Source organism: Streptomyces sp. TP-A0356 (assembly GCF_001417775.1).
Classification (GTDB): Bacteria; Actinomycetota; Actinomycetes; order Streptomycetales; family Streptomycetaceae; genus Streptomyces.
Genome location: NZ_BBZJ01000013.1, coordinates 55,480 through 74,238, shown reverse-complemented (window position 1 = coordinate 74,238; position 18,759 = coordinate 55,480). Strand labels below are relative to the sequence as shown.

Genomic DNA, 18,759 nt, shown 5'->3' with positions numbered 1-18,759 from the left:
GTTCCGGTCGCATGTTCTCCACCTGGAGGAGCGTGCGAAGTCCGGAAACTCCTACCCAGGGACGACTTCGGCCGTCACCGCGGCGCCGAAGCGGTCGACCCCCGCACCACCAGCTCCGGCATGAACACGAACTCACTGTGCGGCGCGGGCGTCCCGCCGATCTCCTCCAGCAGCGTCCGCACCGCCGCCTGCCCCATCGCGGGAACCGGCTTGCGGATCGTCGTCAGCGGCGGATCCGTGAACGCGATGAGCGGGGAGTCGTCGAAGCCCACCACCGAGATGTCCGTGGGCACTTCCAGCCCGTGCTGCCGCGCCGCGCGTATCGCCCCGAGCGCCATCATGTCGCTCGCGCACACCACCGCCGTGCAGTCCCGTTCGATCAGCTCGGAGGCCGCCGCCTGGCCGCCCTCCAGCGTGTACAGCGAGTGCTGGATCAGCCGGGTCTCGACGTCCTCGGCGGACAGCCCCAGCTGGTCCTGCATCGTACGGACGAAACCCTCGATCTTCCGCTGCACCGGGACGAACCGCTTGGGCCCGAGGGCCAGACCGATCCGTGTATGGCCCAACGACACCAGATGCGTGACCGCCAGGGACATCGCCGCCCGGTCGTCGGGAGAGATGAACGGCGCCTGCACCTTCGGCGAGAAGCCGTCCACCAGCACGAAGGGCACGCCCTGGGCCCGCAGGCGCTCATAGCGCTGCATATCGGCGGTGGTGTCCGCGTGCAGCCCGGAGACATAGATGATGCCGGCGACCCCCCGGTCCACGAGCATCTCCGTCAGCTCGTCCTCGGTGGAGCCGCCCGGTGTCTGCGTCGCCAGCACCGGGGTGTACCCCTGCCGCGTCAGCGCCTGGCCGATGACCTGGGCGAGGGCCGGGAATATCGGGTTCTCCAGTTCCGGGGTGATCAGGCCCACCAGGCCCTCGCTGCGCTGGCGCAGCCGTACCGGACGCTCGTAGCCCAGCACGTCGAGCGCGGCCAGCACGGACTGGCGGGTGGTCGCGGCCACGCCCGGCTTACCGTTCAGGACACGGCTGACCGTCGCCTCGCTGACCCCCGCCTGGGCCGCGATGTCGGCGAGCCGTGTGGTCACGGGATTGGACTGTACCGGCCGTGTCTCCGCTTGCCCACCAACCGGACGCCGGGCCCGGGCGGTTGAACGGCCCGCTGCGGGTTGCTGCGTCATCGCGCTCCCTCGTCAATCTGTTCGGCGTCCGTTCCGCAACGGGATGATCCCCGCGGCGGAGATGTCTGGCAAGAGCTTGCAGAGTCTTGCACAAGTGTCCGAGACCCCGCCGATCAGCCGGAAACCCGGGCCGGGGCCCCCTCACGGCGAGGTCACGCGCAGGTAACCATCGTCCGCCCTTTCACTTTTTTGCTGCAAGGTCTTTCGCAAGGCTTACATCGCTGTTACGTTCTCGTCGCCCGGCGGCCGCAACGGCGCAGTCGGCAAGTCGGCAGAGGGACGGCGGACGGGACCGTCCCTTCGCCCCCACGGGCTTTCACCCTCAAGGAGAACTCATGCGGCGTGGCATAGCGGCCACCGCGCTGGTGGCGTCCGTCGCCCTCGCGGCGACGGCCTGCGGCGGAAGCGACAGCGGCAGCGGCAAGTCCAACGGCCCGGTCACCATCACCTGGTGGGACACCTCCAACGCCACCAATGAGGCCCCGACGTACCAGGCACTGGTCAAGGACTTCGAGGCCGCCAACAAGGACATCACGGTCAAGTACGTCAACGTCCCCTTCGACCAGGCGCAGAACAAGTTCGACACGGCCGCCGGCTCCAAGGGCGCCCCCGACGTGCTGCGCTCGGAGGTCGGCTGGACCCCCGCCTTCGCGAAGAAGGGCTACTTCCTGCCGCTGGACGGCACCGAGGCCCTGGCGGACCAGAGCAAGTTCCAGCCCAGCCTGATCAAGCAGGCCCAGTACGAGGGCAAGACCTACGGCGTGCCCCTGGTGACCGACACCCTCGCGCTGGTCTACAACAAGGACCTCTTCAAGAAGGCCGGCATCACCAAGGCGCCCACCACCTGGGACGAGCTGAAGTCCGACGCCGCGAAGGTCAAGGACAAGACCGGCGCCGACGGCTACTGGGGCTCCACGCAGGCCTACTACGCGCAGACCTTCCTCCACGGCGAGGGCACCGACACGATCGACGCCACCGCCAAGAAGATCACCGTCGACTCGGCCCCCGCGAAGAAGGCCTACGGCACCTGGCTGAGCCTGTTCTCCGGAAAGGGCCTGCACAAGGCCGACACCACCGCCGACGCCTACGCCCACATCCAGGACGCGTTCGTGACCGGCAAGGTCGCCGCGATCATCCAGGGCCCCTGGGAGATCACGAACTTCTACAAGGGCAAGGCCTTCACGGACAAGTCCAACCTCGGCATCGCCACCGTCCCGGCCGGCTCCAGCGGCAAGGCGGGCGCCCCGACCGGCGGCCACAACCTCTCGGTCTACGCCGGCTCGGACAAGGCCCACCAGGAGGCGGCGCTGAAGTTCGTGAACTTCATGACCTCGGTGAAGTCCCAGGAGACCATCGCCCAGAAGAACTCCACGCTGCCCACGCGTGCCGACGCCTACAGCGCACAGGTCAAGGCCGACCCGGGCATCGCCGGCTACCAGGGCGTCCTGTCCGCCGCCCAGCCGCGCCCCGCGCTGCCCGAGTACAGCTCGCTGTGGGGCCCGCTCGACACCGAGCTGCCCAAGATCGCGGGCGGCAAGGAGTCGCTGGACCAGGGCCTGAGCAACGCACGGCTCGCCATCGCCAAGCTGGTCCCCGACTTCAGCAAGTAAGCCCGAGTGGCCGTCGGATTCTCCTTGAACAACGGGGAAGGATCCGACGGCCACCGGCCTGTGCCCAGGCCCACCCCCTTGATCCTCCAGAAGGTGTCGAACCATGACAGTCGCCATCGACCGCGCCACCGGCAGGCGCCGCGGTGACCGCGCGCCGCGGCCCGGCCTGGGCCGGCGCCTGAGGCACGGCTACCAGAAGCACTGGTACGCCTACGCGATGATCGCCCCGGTCGCCGTCGTACTGGGCGTGCTCGTGCTCTACCCCCTGGTCTACGGCCTCTACCTGACGCTCACCGACGCCAACAGCCTCAACACGGCCCGCACCATCGGCGTCAACCACATCGACGCCACGTACAAGTTCATCGGCCTCGGCAACTACCAGGACATCCTGTTCGGGCCGACCTCGTACGACCGGTTCTGGTCGCACTTCATCTGGACGATCGTGTGGACGGCGCTGTGCGTGGCACTGCACTACACCATCGGGCTGGCCCTGGCGCTGCTGCTCGACCAGAAGCTGCGGGGACGGACCTTCTACCGGCTGATCCTGATCCTGCCCTGGGCCGTGCCCACCTTCGTCACCGTCTTCGGCTGGCGGTTCATGCTCGCCGACGGCGGCATCATCAACGCGGCACTCCACGCCCTGCACCTGCCGGAGCCCTCCTGGCTGGAGGACACCTTCTGGCAGCGGTTCGCCGCGATCATGGTCAACACCTGGTGCGGTGTCCCGTTCATGATGGTCTCGCTGCTCGGCGGCCTCCAGTCCATCGACGGCACGCTGTACGAGGCCGCCGAGATGGACGGCGCGAGCGCCTGGCAGCGGTTCCGGTACGTCACCCTTCCGGGCCTGAGGTCCGTCAGCTCCACCGTCGTCCTCCTCGGGATCATCTGGACCTTCAACCAGTTCGCCGTCATCTTCCTGCTCTTCGGCACCACCGCCCCCGACGCGCAGATCCTCGTCACCTGGGCGTACTACCTGGGCTTCGGGCAGCAGCCGCGCGACTTCGCGCAGTCGGCGGCCTACGGCATCCTGCTGCTGGCCATCCTGATCGTCTTCACCTCGTTCTACCGCCGCTGGCTGAACCGCAATGAGCAGCAGCTCGCGATCTGAGGCAGGAGTCCCCATGAGCACGACCACTGTTGAGACCTCCGCGGCGGTGACCGGGCACGAGTCCGCGGACACCTCGCCGCGCAAGGCGCGCCTGCGCGACGAGCGAAGCCTCGCGGCCTCCCTCGCCTCCCACGGCATCCTCGTCCTCGCGAGCCTGGTCGCGCTGTTCCCGGTCGCCTGGCTGGTGTTCCTGTCCCTCGGCCCGGACAAGGACGACTACCTGCACCCCGGGCAGATCTGGCACAAGATGACGCTCGGCAACTACGCGTTCGTCCTGCAGCACACCAACTTCTTCGACTGGCTGAAGAGCTCGCTGATCGTCTCCCTCGGCACCACGCTCGTCGGCGTCCTCGTCGCCGCGACCACCGGCTACGCGGTCTCCCGCATGCGCTTCCCGGGCTACCGGAAGCTGATGTGGGTGCTGCTGGTCACCCAGATGTTCCCGATCGCCGTGCTCATCGTGCCGATGTACCAGATCCTCTCGGACCTGGGCCTCATCGACAGCTACCTCGGCCTGATCCTCGTCTACTGCTCGACCGCCGTGCCCTACAGCGCATGGCTGCTCAAGGGCTACTTCGACACCATCCCGTTCGAGATCGACGAGGCGGGACGCGTCGACGGGCTGTCGCCCTTCGGCACGTTCGTGCGCCTGATCCTGCCCCTGGCCAAGCCCGGCCTGGCGGTCGCCGCCTTCTACAACTTCATCACCGCCTTCGGCGAGGTCGCGTTCGCCTCGACGTTCATGCTGGACGACACCAAGTACACCTTCGCCGTCGGCCTGCAGAGCTTCGTCAGCGAGCACGACGCCCAGCGCAACCTGATGGCCGCCACCGCGGTGCTGATCGCGATACCCGTCTCCGCGTTCTTCTACCTCGTCCAGAAGAACCTCGTGACCGGCCTCACCGCCGGCGGCACCAAGGGCTGACCACCCGTCAGAGCTCCCGCGCGCCTGTCCGCGCGGGTGGCGGCCGCGGCGTCCATCCGACCCCGCCGGCACCGCGGCCGCCTCGTCTCCCGCCGCCCACGCACGCATGCCCCATGAACCGACATCCGTTACGCATCAAGGACGCCATGAGCCAGCACTCCGCCGACCCGGCCGAAACCTCCGCCGTCGCCACCGTCGCCAAGCGCCGCGACTGGTGGCGAGACGCGGTGATCTACCAGGTCTATCCGCGCAGCTTCGCCGACAGCAACGGCGACGGCATGGGCGACCTGGAGGGCGTACGTTCCCGACTTCCCTATCTGCGCGACCTGGGCGTGGACGCCGTATGGCTCAGCCCCTTCTACGCCTCCCCGCAGGCCGACGCCGGCTACGACGTCGCCGACTACCGCGCCGTGGACCCCATGTTCGGGGGCCTCCTGGACGCCGACGCGCTGATCCGCGACGCCCACGAGCTGGGCCTGCGCATCATCGTCGACCTGGTCCCCAACCACTCCTCCGACCAGCACGAGTGGTTCAAGCGGGCGCTCGCCGAAGGACCGGGCTCGCCGCTGCGGGAGCGCTACCACTTCCGCCCGGGCAAGGGCGCCGAGGGCGAACTGCCGCCCAACGACTGGGAGTCCATCTTCGGCGGCCCCGCCTGGACCCGCGTCGCCGACGGCGAGTGGTACCTCCACCTCTTCGCGCCCGAACAGCCCGACTTCAACTGGAACCACCCCGCCGTGGGCGACGAGTTCCGGTCCATCCTGCGCTTCTGGCTCGACATGGGCGTCGACGGCTTCCGCATCGACGTCGCCCACGGCCTGGTCAAGGCGGAGGGCCTGCCCGACCTCGGCAGCCACGACCAGCTCAAGCTGCTGGGCAACGATGTCATGCCGTTCTTCGACCAGGACGGCGTGCACGCGATCTACCGCCAGTGGCGCACGATCCTCGACGAGTACTCGGGCGAGCGTATCTTCGTCGCGGAGGCGTGGACCCCCACCATCGAGCGCACCGCCAACTACGTCCGCCAGGACGAACTCCACCAGGCCTTCAACTTCCAGTACCTGAGCACGGAGTGGGACGCACAGGCGCTGCGCACGGTCATCGACCGCACCCTGGAGGCCATGCGCCCGGTCGGTGCCCCCGCCACCTGGGTGCTGTCCAACCACGACGTCACCCGCCACGCCACCCGCTTCGCCAACCCGCCCGGCCTCGGCACCCAGATCCGCACCGCGGGCGACCGCGAACTCGGCCTCAGGCGGGCGCGTGCGGCCACCCTCCTCATGCTCGCCCTGCCGGGCTCGGCGTACGTCTACCAGGGCGAGGAACTGGGCCTGCCGGACGTGGTGGACCTCCCGGACGAGGTGCGCCAGGACCCGGCCTACTTCCGGGGTGCCGGCCAGGACGGCTTCCGCGACGGCTGCCGGGTGCCGATCCCGTGGACCCGCACGGGCTCGTCGTACGGCTTCGGCAGCGGGGGCAGCTGGCTGCCGCAACCGGAGAGCTGGGGCGAGCTGAGCGTGGAGGCGCAGACCGGTGCGGCGGGCTCGACGCTGGAGCTGTACCGGACCGCGCTGAGCGTCCGCCGCTCGCGGCCGGACCTGGGCGCGGGCGACGCGGTGGAGTGGCTGCGGGCGCCAGAGGGTGTGCTGGCCTTCCGGCGGGGCGAGTTCGTGTGCGTCACGAACACGACGGGGGAGTCGGTGACGACTCCGGCGTACGGCCGTGTCCTGCTCAGCAGCGGCGAGGTGGCCGAAACGGGCGGTGAGGTGAAGGTCCCGGCCGACACCACCGTGTGGTGGACGGCGGCCTGACGGAGCCTCTGAAAGTTCTTGCATCAACTTCACAACGGCCCGCTGCCTTTCAGGCGGCGGGCCTTTAACATCTGCGTCACCGCAAGTTTGCTGAAACATTGCAGCAAGCGCCTTCAAAGACGAAGGACCCCCACATGGCACGCAGATCCCTCCCCACGGTACTCGCCCTCGCGGCCGCTGCTGCGGTTGGCATGAACCCGACCATCGCGCAGGCCTCCCCGCCCGGCACCAAGGACGTCACCGCCGTCCTCTTCGAGTGGAAGTACGCCTCGGTCGCCAAGGAGTGCACCAACACCCTCGGCCCCGCCGGCTACGGCTACGTCCAGGTCTCCCCGCCCGCCGAGCACATACAGGGCGCGCAGTGGTGGACGTCGTACCAGCCGGTGTCGTACAAGATCGCGGGCCGTCTGGGCGACCGCACCGCGTTCCAGAGCATGGTCAACACCTGCCACGCGGCGGGCCTGAAGGTGGTCGTCGACACGGTCATCAACCACATGTCGGCAGGCAGCGGAACCGGCACCGGCGGCTCGTCGTACACGAAGTACGACTACCCCGGCCTGTACTCCTTCTACGACTTCGACGACTGCACCTCCCCGGTCACCAACTACGCCGACCGCTGGAACGTCCAGCACTGCGAACTCGTCGGCCTGGCCGACCTCGACACCGGCGAGGAGTACGTCCGCAAGACCATCGCCGGGTACATGAACGACCTGCTCACCCTCGGCGTCGACGGCTTCCGCATCGACGCGGCCAAGCACATCGACGCGGCCGACCTGGCCAACATCAAGTCCCGCCTGACCAACCCGTCCGCCTACTGGAAGCAGGAGGTCATCTACGGCGCGAACGAGGCCGTCCAGCCCACCGAGTACACGGGCAACGGCGACGTCCAGGAGTTCCGCTACGCCTACGACCTCAAGCGCGTCTTCAACAACGAGAAGCTCGCCTATCTGAAGAACTACGGCGAGGGCTGGGGCTATCTGAACAGCTCGGTGGCGGGCGTCTTCGTCGACAACCACGACACCGAGCGCAACGGCTCGACCCTCAACTACAAGGACGGCGCCAACTACACCCTCGCCAACGTCTTCATGCTGGCCTACCCCTACGGCGCCCCGGACATCAACTCCGGCTACGAATGGACGGACGCCGACGCCGGGCCGCCCAACGGCGGTACGGTGAACGCCTGCTGGCAGGACGGCTGGAAGTGCCAGCACGCCTGGCCGGAGATCAAGTCGATGGTCGCCTTCCGCAACGCGACGCGCGGTCAGTCCCTGACGAACTGGTGGGACAACGGCAACAACGCGATCGCCTTCGGCCGTGGTGCCAAGGGCTACGTGGCCATCAACCACGAGTCGAGCACCCTGACGCAGACCTACCAGACGTCGCTCCCGGCGGGCACCTACTGCGACGTCCAGAACAACACGACGGTGGCGGTGAACTCCAGCGGGCAGTTCACCGCCACCCTGGGCCCCAACACGGCACTGGCGCTCCAGGCCGGCAAGCCGAGCTGCTGAGCCCCCGCTACTTCCGGCCAGTTGAGACAGGCACGTCAAGGTTGACGGTGAAAGTTCTTGCTATGACTTTCAACCCTCTTGCTGTAAACGTTTCGGCGGCGATACGGTCGCCCGGCGCCCGGCGACCGAGCCGTCCCGCGGCGCCGGGGCGGGCGGGTGCGTCCGCAGTCGCCGGACCCACCTGAGCCGCACTCGCTAGGAGTTCACACCTGTGATACCGAGATGGCCGGCGCCCCGGACGCGCCGTATCCCACGGGGCCGCACACCGCGCCCCGCACGCGTCGCGGCCCTCACCGCCGCCGCGCTCGCCGCCGCACTCCTCCCGCCCCTGGCCGCTCGGGCCGCCACCCCGCCCGCGCCCCCCTCCGACGCGCGGCTCGCCGCCGAACCCGCCCGGCACGACGACACCCGCGAGCAGTTCTACTTCGTCATGCCGGACCGTTTCGCCAACGGTGACACCTCCAACGACCGTGGCGGCCTGACCGGTTCACGCCTCGCCACCGGCTACGACCCCACCGACAAGGGCTTCTACCAGGGCGGCGACCTCAAGGGTCTGACCAACAGGCTCGACTACATCAAGGGCCTCGGCACCACCGCCATCTGGATGGCCCCGATCTTCCGGAACCAGCCCGTCCAAGGCACCGGTTCCAACGCCTCCGCCGGCTACCACGGCTACTGGATCACCGACTTCACCCGGGTCGACCCGCACTTCGGGACGAACAAGGACCTGGCGAACCTCATCTCCAAGGCGCACGCCAAGGGCATGAAGGTGTTCTTCGACGTCATCACGAACCACACGGCCGACGTCATCGACTACCAAGGCAAGTCGTACGACTACCTGTCCAAGGGCGCGTTCCCGTATCTGACCAAGGACGGGCGGCCGTTCGACGACGCCGACCACGCCGACGGCACCAAGGCCTTCCCCGCCGTCTCCACCGCGTCCTTCCCGCGCACGCCCACCGTCCCGGCCGCGAAGAAGAACATCAAGGTGCCGTCGTGGCTCAACGACCCGACGATGTACCACAACCGGGGCAACTCGACCTACGCCGGTGAGAACGCCACCTACGGCGACTTCTCCGGCCTCGACGACCTGTGGACCGAGCGTCCCGAGGTGGTCAAGGGCATGGAGAGGATCTACGAGCGCTGGGTACGGGACTTCGGCGTCGACGGCTTCCGGATCGACACCGTGAAGCACGTCAACATGGAGTTCTGGACCCAGTGGGCGACCGCGCTCGACAAGTACGCCGCCGCGCACGGCCGCAGGAACTTCTTCATGTTCGGTGAGGTGTACTCCGCCGACACCTCGATCACCTCGCCCTACGTCACCCAGGGCCGCCTCGACGCCACGCTCGACTTCCCCTTCCAGGACGCGGCCCGCCAGTACGCCTCCCAGGGCGGCAGCGCGCGGAGGCTGGCGAGCGTCTTCGCGGACGACTACAAGTACACGACCGACAAGGCCAACGCCTACGAGCAGGTCACCTTCCTCGGCAACCACGACATGGGCCGCATCGGGCACTTCCTCGAGCAGGACGACCCGAAGGCCACCGACGCCGAGCTGCTGAAGAAGGACGAGTTCGCCAACGAGCTGATGTTCCTCAGCCGCGGCAACCCCGTCGTCTACTACGGCGACGAGCAGGGCTTCACGGGCTCCGGCGGCGACAAGGACGCCCGCCAGACGATGTTCGCCTCCAAGGTCGCGGACTATCTCAAGGACGTGGAGATCGGCACCAGCCGTACGCACGCGAGCGACTCCTACGACACACACGCACCGCTCTACGAGCAGATCCGTGCTCTGTCGAAACTGCGCAAGGACAACCCCGCCCTCACCGACGGAGTCCAGACCGAGCGCTACGCGGCCGACGGCGCCGGCGTCTACGCCTTCTCCCGCACCAGCACCGGCAAGGACCGCACCGAGTACGTCGTCGCCTTCAACAACGCGGGCGAGTCGAGGACGGCGACCTTCGCCACCGGCTCGGCGAACATGAGCTTCCGCGGGATCCACGGGACGTCCGCCGCCGTCACCAGCGGCGCCGACACGAAGGTCACCCTCACCGTCCCGGCCCGGTCGGCGGTCGTCCTCAAGGCCGCGGGCCCGCTCGACCGGCCCACGAGCAAGCCGACGATCACCCTGAAGGCCCCGGACACGGGCGCCACCGGCACGGTGGACGTCTCCGCCGGTGTGGGCGGCGGCGGGCTGGACCGCGTCGTCTTCGCCGCCCAGGTCGGAGACGGCCCATGGCGCACCCTCGGCTCGGCCGACCACGCCCCGTACAAGGTCACCCAGGCCATCGCCAAGGACGTACCGGCCGGAACGCCCCTGCGCTACAAGGCGGTCGTGATCGACTCGGCGGGCCGCGTCGCGAGCGCGACGGCACAGAGCACCACCGGCACCCCGCCCCCCGCGCAGGTCCCCACCGCCTCCTCCCGCGACTACGCGGTCGTGCACTACAAGCGCACCGACGGCGCCTACACCGACTGGGGCCTGTACGCCTGGGGCGACCTCGCCGACGGCGAGGCGACGACCTGGCCGAACAGCCACCCCTTCACCGGCCGCGACGCCTACGGCGCCTTCGCCTACGTCAAGCCGACGGCGAGGCGACGACCTGGCCGAACAGCCACCCCTTCACCGGCCGCGACGCCTACGGCGCCTTCGCCTACGTCAAGCTGAAGCCCGGCGCCTCCAACGTCGGCTTCCTCGTCATCGACAAGAACGGCGACAAGGACGTCCCCGCCGACCGCACCATCGACGTCACCAAGACCGGCGAGGTCTGGGTCGAGCAGGGCAAGGAGGCCGTCCTCACCCAGAAGCCGACGGCCGACTACCCGGCGCCGGACAAGACCAAGGCGGTCATCCACTACCACCGCGCCGAAGGCAACCACGACGGCTGGGGACTCCACGTCTGGACCGGCGCCGCCCACCCCACCGACTGGACCAGCCCCCTGATGCCGGTGCGGACGGACGCGTACGGCGCGGTCTTCGAGGTGCCGCTCACCGACGGCGCCACCAGCCTCAGCTACATCATCCACAAGGGCGACGAGAAGGACCTCCCCGCCGACCAGTCCCTCGACCTCAGGACGAACGGCTACGAGGTGTGGCTGATCGGCGGCCAGGAGAAGTATCTGCTGCCCCAGCCCGCCGGCAGCGCGGCCGCCCTCGACCCGGCCACCTCCAAGGCCGTCTGGATCGACCGGAACACGGTCGCCTGGAACGGCGTCGACGGCGCCGCCTCCACCCAGCTCGTCTCCTCCCACGACGGCTCGATCGCCGTGAAGGACGGCACGCTCACGAGCGACGACGAGCGCTGGCTGCGGCTGACGAAGACCACGCTCACCGACGCCCAGAAGGCGAAGTTCCCGCATCTGAAGGACTACACGGCGTGGTCCGTCGACCCCCGCGACCGCGGCCGGGTGCGCCAGGCCCTCGGCGGCCAGATCGTGGCCACGCAGCGGGCCGCGAACGGCGCGGTACTCGCCGCGACGGGCGTGCAGATCGCCGGCGTACTGGACGATCTGTACGGGAGTGCGACGAAGGCCCGGCTCGGCCCGACGTTCCAGCAGGGCCGCCCCACGCTGGCCGTGTGGGCGCCCACCGCGCAGCGGGTCTCGCTGGAGCTCGACGGCTCCACCGTCGCCATGAAGCGCGACGGCACCACCGGCGTCTGGTCCGTCACCGGACCCCCGTCCTGGAAGAACAAGCCCTACCGGTACGTCGTGAAGGTCTGGGCGCCCAGCGTCCGGAAGATCGTCACCAACACGGTCACCGACCCGTACTCGGTCGCCCTGACCGCCGACTCCAAGCGCAGCCTGCTCGCCGACCTGAACGACCGGTCCCTCGCGCCGAGCGGCTGGGCGGCGCTGAAGAAGCCCAGGGCCGTGCCGCTCAGGGACGCCCAGATCCAGGAACTGCACGTCCGGGACTTCTCGGTGGCGGACACAACCGTCCCGGCGAAGGACCAGGGCACCTATCTCGCCTTCACCGACAGGAACAGCGACGGCTCGAAGCACCTGCGGGAGCTGGCCAGGGCGGGCACGTCCTACGTCCACCTGCTGCCCGTCTTCGACATCGCGACCGTCCCGGAGAAGAAGTCCGAACAGGCCACCCCCGCCTGTGACCTCGCCTCCTACGCCCCCGACTCCGACCGGCAGCAGGCCTGCGTCGCCGCGACCGCCGCCAAGGACGCCTACAACTGGGGCTACGACCCGTACCACTACACGGTCCCCGAGGGCTCGTACGCCACGAACCCGGACGGCACCGCCCGCACGGTGCAGTTCCGGCAGATGGTCAAGGCGCTGAACGAGGACGGCCTCCGGGTCGTCATGGACGTGGTCTACAACCACACCGCGGCCGGCGGGCAGGCGGACACGTCCGTGCTCGACCGGATCGTGCCGGGCTACTACCAGCGGCTGCTCGCGGACGGCTCGGTGGCGAACAGCACCTGCTGCGCCAACACCGCCCCGGAGAACGCCATGATGGGCAAGCTGGTCGTGGACTCCATCGTCACCTGGGCCAAGCAGTACAAGGTCGACGGGTTCCGCTTCGACCTCATGGGCCACCACCCGAAGGCCAACATCCTCGCCGTCCGCAGGGCCCTCGACGCGCTCACGCCCGCCAAGGACGGCGTCGACGGCAAGAGGATCATCCTCTACGGCGAGGGCTGGAACTTCGGCGAGGTCGCCAACGACGCCCGCTTCGTGCAGGCCACCCAGAAGAACATGGCCGGCACCGGCATCGCGACCTTCTCCGACCGCGCCCGCGACGCCGTGCGCGGAGGCAGCCCCTTCGACTCCGACCCCGGGATCCAGGGCTTCGCGTCAGGGCTGTACACCGACCCCAACGCCGCCACGGGCAACGGCACCTCGGCCGAGCAGAAGGCCCGCCTCCTGCACTACCAGGACCTCATCAAGGTCGGCCTGAGCGGCAACCTCGCCACGTACCACTTCACCGACACCGCCGGAAAGGAGGTCACCGGCGCCGAGATCGACTACAACGGCTCGCCCGCCGGCTACGCGGACGCCCCCGGCGACGCCCTCGCGTACGCGGACGCGCACGACAACGAGTCGCTGTTCGACGCCCTCGCGTACAAGCTGCCCAAGGACACCTCCGCCGCCGACCGGGCCCGTATGCAGGTCCTCGCCATGGCGACGGCCACCCTCTCGCAGGGCCCGTCCCTCTCCCAGGCCGGCTCCGACCTGCTGCGCTCCAAGTCCCTCGACCGCAACTCGTTCGACAGCGGTGACTGGTTCAACGCCATCCACTGGGACTGCCGGGACGGCAACGGGTTCGGGCGGGGGCTGCCCATGGCGGCCGACAACCAGTCCAAGTGGTCATACGCCAAACCCCTGTTGACGTCGATCAGGGTCGGCTGCCCGGCAATCGACGGTTCTTCGGCCGCCTACCGGGACCTGTTGCGGATCCGAACCACCGAGCCCGTGTTCTCCCTCGCCACCACCGGCCAGGTGCAGTCCAGGCTCTCCTTCCCGCTCTCCGGGAAGGACGAGACGCCGGGCGTGATCACGATGGAGCTGGGCGACCTGGTCGTCGTCTTCAACGCGACGCCTCAGAAGCAGGAACAGACGGTCGCCGCCCTCGCCGGGAAGGACTACGCCCTGCACCCGGCGCAGGCCGCCGGTGCGGACCCTATCGTCAAGACATCCTCCTATGCGGCGAAATCCGGCACGTTCGCCGTTCCGGGTCGCACCGTGGCGGTCTTCTCCCGGCTCACACGCTAGGGCACTAGCGTGGGTGGGGCGGGCCGGGGATCTCCAGGTCCGCCCCATCTTTTCCATGCCGAGGGGCGGCTCACATGGACGGCAACGGCAAGCAGACGGGCTCCACCGTGCTGGTGGTCGACGACGCGCCCGCCAGCCGCTATGCGCTGGGTGCCGTGCTCCGCCGTGCGGGACACAGCGTCGTACCCGTCGCCAGCGCGGGGGAGGCGCTGAACGAACTCTCCCTGCGCCTGCGCGAGGGCGCCCTGCCCGACGTCGCCCTCGTGGACGTGGGGCTGCCGGACATGAGCGGCTTCGAACTGTGCCGCAGGCTCAAGTCCTCGCCGCCCACCGCCGGGCTGCCGGTCGTGCACTTCTCCGCCGTCTCCGCCGGGTCAGGCTTCCGCTGCCGCGGGCTGGACTCCGGCGGTGAGGCCTATCTGTCCGTCCCGGCCGAACCCGAGGAGATCCAGGCCGTCGTACGGGCGGCCGTGCGCGGTGCCCGGATGCGCAGCGGGGCGGAGGCCCTGGCGCGGCGGCTGACGCTGCTGTCCGAGACGATCGTCTCCGTGCAGGAGGCCCGGTGCATGACGGAACTCGTCCGCGCCGCCGCCGAGGGCACCGCCCGGCTCACCGGCTCGCCCGCGGCCGTCTTCGTGCTCGGCGAGGACGGCGAGCTGTACCGAGGTCTGTCCCCCTCCCGGGCCGGTGCCTCGCTGCCGCACGCCGAGGCCCATGAGACCGTGGCCCGGCTGATCCGCGGCCTGAGCGCCGGACACACCGGCGCACGCGCCACGGTGCTGCCGCACCCGCTGTGGCCCGCGGGATTCCTGCGCCTCGGCCAGGCCGACGACGTGCGCGTGGTGGTGGCGCGCACCCAGGAGGGCAAACCGGCCGTCTGTCTCGCCCTGCCCGCGCACGGCCCGGACGCCGAGGGCGACACACTGGTCTTGCGGCTCGCCCGGGCCACCGCGCTCGCCGCGGAGGCCCTGCTCATGTACCAGGTGGAGCGGCATGTCGCGCGCACCCTGCAGCACAGCTTCCTGCCCCGGCAAGCGCCCTCGGTGGGGGGCGTCGAGACGGTCGTCCGTTATGTGCCCGCCTCCCGGCAGACCGAGATCGGGGGTGACTTCCACGCGGCCCTGACCACCTCGCGCGGGGTGCTCACCGCGGTGGGCGACATCGCCGGGCACTCGCTGGACGCGGCCACCGTCATGGTGGAGATCCGGCACGCGCTGCGCGCCTACTGCGTGGAGAACCCGGATCCCGAGAGCCTGGCCCGGCGGCTCGACCGGCTGCTGCAGCACTTCCACCCCGACGTCACCGCCACCGTCTGTCTCGTCCTGGTCGAGCCCGACAGCGGGCGCGCCCGCATCGCCAACGCCGGCCACATCCCGCCGCTGATCGTGCACGACGACGCCACCGCCGAGTACACCGCCGCCGGTGGCCCGTTGCTCGGTCTCGGCCTGGACCGGCCGCCGCCCACCGAGACGGTGCTGCACCCCGCCGACCGGCTGCTCATGGTCACCGACGGACTCATCGAGAACCGCGGCACCGACCTCGCCGTGTCCATGGAGCATCTGCGTACGGCCGCCGCCGACGCCCCGCCCGGCGTCGAGGCGCTGTGCGACACGCTGTTGGGCTGCTTCGGCCAGGACCGGCAGGACGACATCGCGCTGCTGGCGCTGCGGTTGGGGCCCGTCGGAAGTGCCCTAGGGTGAGGATGTCCGTCCGCCCTGGAACAGGAGTGCTCATGCCGCAGATCACCGTCGACTACTCCGCACCGCTGGAGTACTCCTTCGACCGGCGCGGGTTCGCGCTCGCGCTGCACGCCGAGGTCGTCGAGATCGCGGCCGCGCGGATCGAGGCGTGCAAGACACAGTTCCGGCGCACCGAGGACACCACGGTCGGCGCCGACGCGGACGGGCACGCGATCGTGCACATCACCGTGGGGCTGCTGGCCGGGCGCACCGACGAGACCAAGGCCCGGCTCGCCGAGGCGGTGCTGGACCTGCTGCGGCAGCACCTGAAGCCCGCCGGGGGAGTGGCGTTGCACGCGTCCGCCGAGGTGCGCGATCTCGACCCGTCGTACCGCAAGTTCGAGAGCTGACGGCGTCAGGACGCCAGGGACACCAGCCGGGCGACGAGCTCGCCGAAGGGCCCGTCGGCCGGCTCGTCCCGCAGCACACGGCGCAGCAGCGCCCCCATCTCCTCGTCGTACGCGGCGCTCACCGCCGTCAGCGCCGCGAAGTCGTGCACCAGCTGCACCTCCAGCTCATGGCGCGGGACCCGCCGCCCGTCCAGCCAGATCAGCGCCGTCGACTCGACGAGCGAGATCCACGAGCGAACGACCAGTTCCAGCCGCGCGGGCGGATCCTGGATCCCCAGGTGCGCAAGGATCTGGACATACGCCGCCTGGCGCACCGAGTCGACGAGTGCGTTCGTACGCGAGGAGCCGACGGCCGGGCCGCCGCGCATCAACGCCGAGAATCCGGGCCCGTGGTCGTCGACGAAGTCGAAGAAGCGGCGCATCACCCGCAGCAGCCGCGCTCCCAGCGGACCGTCCTGCGGCTCCGCGAACCGCGCCGCCAGATCCTCCGACGCCCGCTTCAACGCGGCTTCGTAGAGACTGAGTTTGCCGGGGAAGTAGTGGTAGACCAGCGGCCGCGAGATGCCCGCGGCCGACGCTATCTCGTCGATGGAGACCTCGTCCGGGGAGCGCCGGCTGAACAGTTCGAGCGCTACGCCGATCAACTGCTGCCGCCGCTCCTCCACTCCCATTCTGCGGCGTACCCCGGTTGTCATGCGAACACCTTACCGATTGAATCCGGCCTTGAACGGCCGGATCACCCAGGGTGGTTCACATCGTCGGCACAAGTCCCTTACGAGACCCACCGACCCGCCGGAGCCCGCCCGCCTACCGGAGTCCGCTGACCGTCCTTCCGTCGGTCAGCGTCCCCCGCAGCCCTGCCTCGGCGCCCCGCTTCGCCCGGACCGCCAGCAGACTGCCCCGCGCCGACCCGTTCACCCCACCGGTCGCCCTGATCGACGCGGTGTCCGCGCTCCCGGCGGCCAGCAGGTACCAGGCCCCCGCCGCCGACTTCCACAACACACCGGCCAGCACATGGGGGTCCCTGGCACCGCACGCGGCAACGCCCTCGGCCTTCGCCGCCACCGCCCCGTACCGCCCGCCCGGCGTCTGGAACTGCGCCAGCACCCGCGGCCCGTCGCCCCGCCAGGTCTCCGCGCGCGTGCACATCCACGTCGCGTCCCCGGATCCGTCCGGCAGCGTCTGGCGCGCGTACTCCCACGCGTTCACGGATCGCACGCCCTGCGACCGCACCGCCGCCAGCGAGCACGCGTACGGCGCCCAGGCCCGCAGTGCCGACGCACCGGACGCCTCCCCGGGCGCGGCAGGGCGCCCCACGGTCAGATGCGCGGGCGCGAGCTCCCCGAGGTCGGCCAGCAGCCGTGTGCCCGCCCGGTCGGTCAGCTGCAGCACGTTCCACGACGTGCATGCGCCGCCCTGCTCAGCCGACCCGGCCAGCGGCGCGCTCACCCCGCCGGCCGGCCCCAGGTCCATCTCCCCGGCGGCCGGCTTCAGGAGGTCCCGCTCGGCCGCCCGGGTCACCCAAGGCGCGGTCAGATAACGGACGTTGCCGTCGGCGCGATCCAGCACCACCGCGTCCGCCTCCGCGCCGGCCGCCGAGTCGACCCGGGCGAAGTCGAGCGCGGCCCCGCCGGTGCCGTTCTTCGGCTCGGCGTAGCGCGTGATGCGCAGACCGTCGTAGAAGATCACCACGTGAGCGGCGTCGACCCGGCCCGCGTACAGCAGCTGCGGCGGTCCGGCCGGGGGCCCCGACGGGGTGCCGGGGGTCGCCGAGACCTGCACGGTCTCGCCGGGCCGCGCCCATACGGCCAGCGCGCGCCGCAGCAGCGCCCTGTCGCCGGTGAGGTCGCCGCGCGCCGGCCACACGGAGAAGTCCGTGCGCGCCGAGGTCTGCCACGCGGTGGGGGCCACCTTCGTCACCTTGGCCGGATCCAGGGCGGCCAGGGCGGCCGGGTTCTGCGCGTACGACGGGGCGGCCGCGCCGTCCGGGCCCCAGCCGCCGCTCGGCAGCGCGAGCAGGGCGCCGCACACCGCGGCGGCGGCCGCCGCGGCCAGGGCGGCCTTCATGTGCTGCCGGCGCCGCACCAGATCGGTCGGCCGCGCCTGCAGCGAACACGGGTCGAACTCGGGGGAGTCGAGCAGGGCGTCCTGCGCCGACACGTCCGCGGCCGCGCGCACGGCCGCCGCCGGGTCGGTCACGCCCGCCGCGGCGAGCACCTTGCGCACGCCGTCCTCGGAGAGCTTCTCCAGACCGCGCAGCACATAGGCGGCCCGGGCCGGGCCGGAGAGCGTCGACAGCCGCTGGTCCAGGGCCAGTTCGTCGGCGCCGCCCGCCCGCGGGAAGAGCCGAAGGCCCCACACCTGGGGAAGCAGCGGCGGCAGCTGCGACCGCTTCGGCCAGGCGGCGCGCCTCAGCGGCAGGCCCGCCTCCAGCGCCGTACGCACCACCTGCAGGCGCAGCAAGGAGTAGCCGGGGTCGCCCTCGCGGGCCTCACCCGAGCTCTCGACTCCGCTCGAACGGGACGGACCCCCGCCCTGGGCCGGGATCACCGATGCGGCGGCGCGACCGCGCGGCAGCGCCCGCTGGGTGAGGGCGTGCGCGGTCAGCACCCGCCGGTTGCGGCCCAGGCCCGGCGGCAGGATCAGATAGGCGACCCGGACGAGCCGCGGATAGTGCTCGACGAGCGCGGCCTCGGCCTGCTCGACATCGACGGGCGGTCCGGAGGCCCGAGCCGAGCGCGGGGCGACATCCTGTGGCTGCACGTCCGGCAGAACGAGTGAGACGGTG

The 18,759-nt window shown here is 70.4% G+C and carries 10 protein-coding genes and 1 pseudogene; 8 read left to right on the top strand and 3 right to left on the bottom strand.

Going from position 1 to position 18,759, the window contains the following annotated elements; all coding sequences use genetic code 11:
• Positions 1 to 74 precede the first annotated feature (74 nt).
• On the bottom strand, positions 75 to 1,094 hold the full coding sequence (locus ASC56_RS03660) for a LacI family DNA-binding transcriptional regulator (RefSeq protein ID WP_055489723.1): 1,020 nt from the start codon (positions 1,092 to 1,094) through the stop codon (positions 75 to 77).
• Between the two features lie 428 nt (positions 1,095 to 1,522).
• Here ASC56_RS03660 and ASC56_RS03655 point away from each other — a divergent pair, with 428 nt between their 5' ends.
• The 8 genes and pseudogenes from ASC56_RS03655 (at position 1,523) to ASC56_RS03620 (ending at position 15,971) form a co-directional block, all read left to right on the top strand.
• Positions 1,523 to 2,797, top strand: coding sequence for an extracellular solute-binding protein (locus tag ASC56_RS03655; RefSeq protein ID WP_055489722.1), 1,275 nt, complete (start codon positions 1,523 to 1,525; stop codon positions 2,795 to 2,797).
• 103 nt (positions 2,798 to 2,900) lie between these two features.
• The gene (locus tag ASC56_RS03650) at positions 2,901 to 3,905 is read left to right on the top strand and encodes a carbohydrate ABC transporter permease (RefSeq protein WP_055489721.1); all 1,005 of its coding nucleotides are present in this window, start codon (positions 2,901 to 2,903) and stop codon (positions 3,903 to 3,905) included.
• A gap of 13 nt (positions 3,906 to 3,918) precedes the next feature.
• Positions 3,919 to 4,830 (top strand): sugar ABC transporter permease, encoded by a 912-nt coding sequence (locus tag ASC56_RS03645; protein ID WP_055489720.1) that lies wholly within the window; start codon positions 3,919 to 3,921, stop codon positions 4,828 to 4,830.
• Between the two features lie 146 nt (positions 4,831 to 4,976).
• Positions 4,977 to 6,641: a glycoside hydrolase family 13 protein gene (locus ASC56_RS03640; RefSeq protein WP_055489719.1), complete on the top strand. Its 1,665-nt coding sequence runs from the start codon at positions 4,977 to 4,979 to the stop codon at positions 6,639 to 6,641.
• Positions 6,642 to 6,775: 134 nt separating this feature from the next.
• Entirely contained in the window at positions 6,776 to 8,152 is a 1,377-nt protein-coding gene (locus tag ASC56_RS03635; RefSeq protein WP_199835892.1) for an alpha-amylase family protein, read from the top strand.
• A gap of 211 nt (positions 8,153 to 8,363) precedes the next feature.
• A pseudogene (gene pulA / locus ASC56_RS42735) lies at positions 8,364 to 13,882 on the top strand (pullulanase-type alpha-1,6-glucosidase).
• A 74-nt stretch (positions 13,883 to 13,956) separates the two neighbouring features.
• Complete coding sequence (locus ASC56_RS03625; protein WP_055489717.1) at positions 13,957 to 15,582, top strand: SpoIIE family protein phosphatase; 1,626 nt, start codon at positions 13,957 to 13,959, stop codon at positions 15,580 to 15,582.
• A gap of 32 nt (positions 15,583 to 15,614) precedes the next feature.
• The gene (locus ASC56_RS03620; protein ID WP_055489716.1) at positions 15,615 to 15,971 is read left to right on the top strand and encodes a 5-carboxymethyl-2-hydroxymuconate Delta-isomerase; all 357 of its coding nucleotides are present in this window, start codon (positions 15,615 to 15,617) and stop codon (positions 15,969 to 15,971) included.
• A 5-nt stretch (positions 15,972 to 15,976) separates the two neighbouring features.
• On the opposite strand, the gene ASC56_RS03615 is transcribed toward ASC56_RS03620, so the two are convergent.
• Together ASC56_RS03615 and ASC56_RS03610 are read right to left on the bottom strand one after the other, a co-directional pair.
• The gene (locus ASC56_RS03615) at positions 15,977 to 16,666 is read right to left on the bottom strand and encodes a TetR/AcrR family transcriptional regulator (protein ID WP_107309174.1); all 690 of its coding nucleotides are present in this window, start codon (positions 16,664 to 16,666) and stop codon (positions 15,977 to 15,979) included.
• Between the two features lie 112 nt (positions 16,667 to 16,778).
• Positions 16,779 to 18,734 (bottom strand): hypothetical protein, encoded by a 1,956-nt coding sequence (locus ASC56_RS03610; protein WP_055489714.1) that lies wholly within the window; start codon positions 18,732 to 18,734, stop codon positions 16,779 to 16,781.
• Between the last annotated feature and the right edge of the window lie 25 nt (positions 18,735 to 18,759).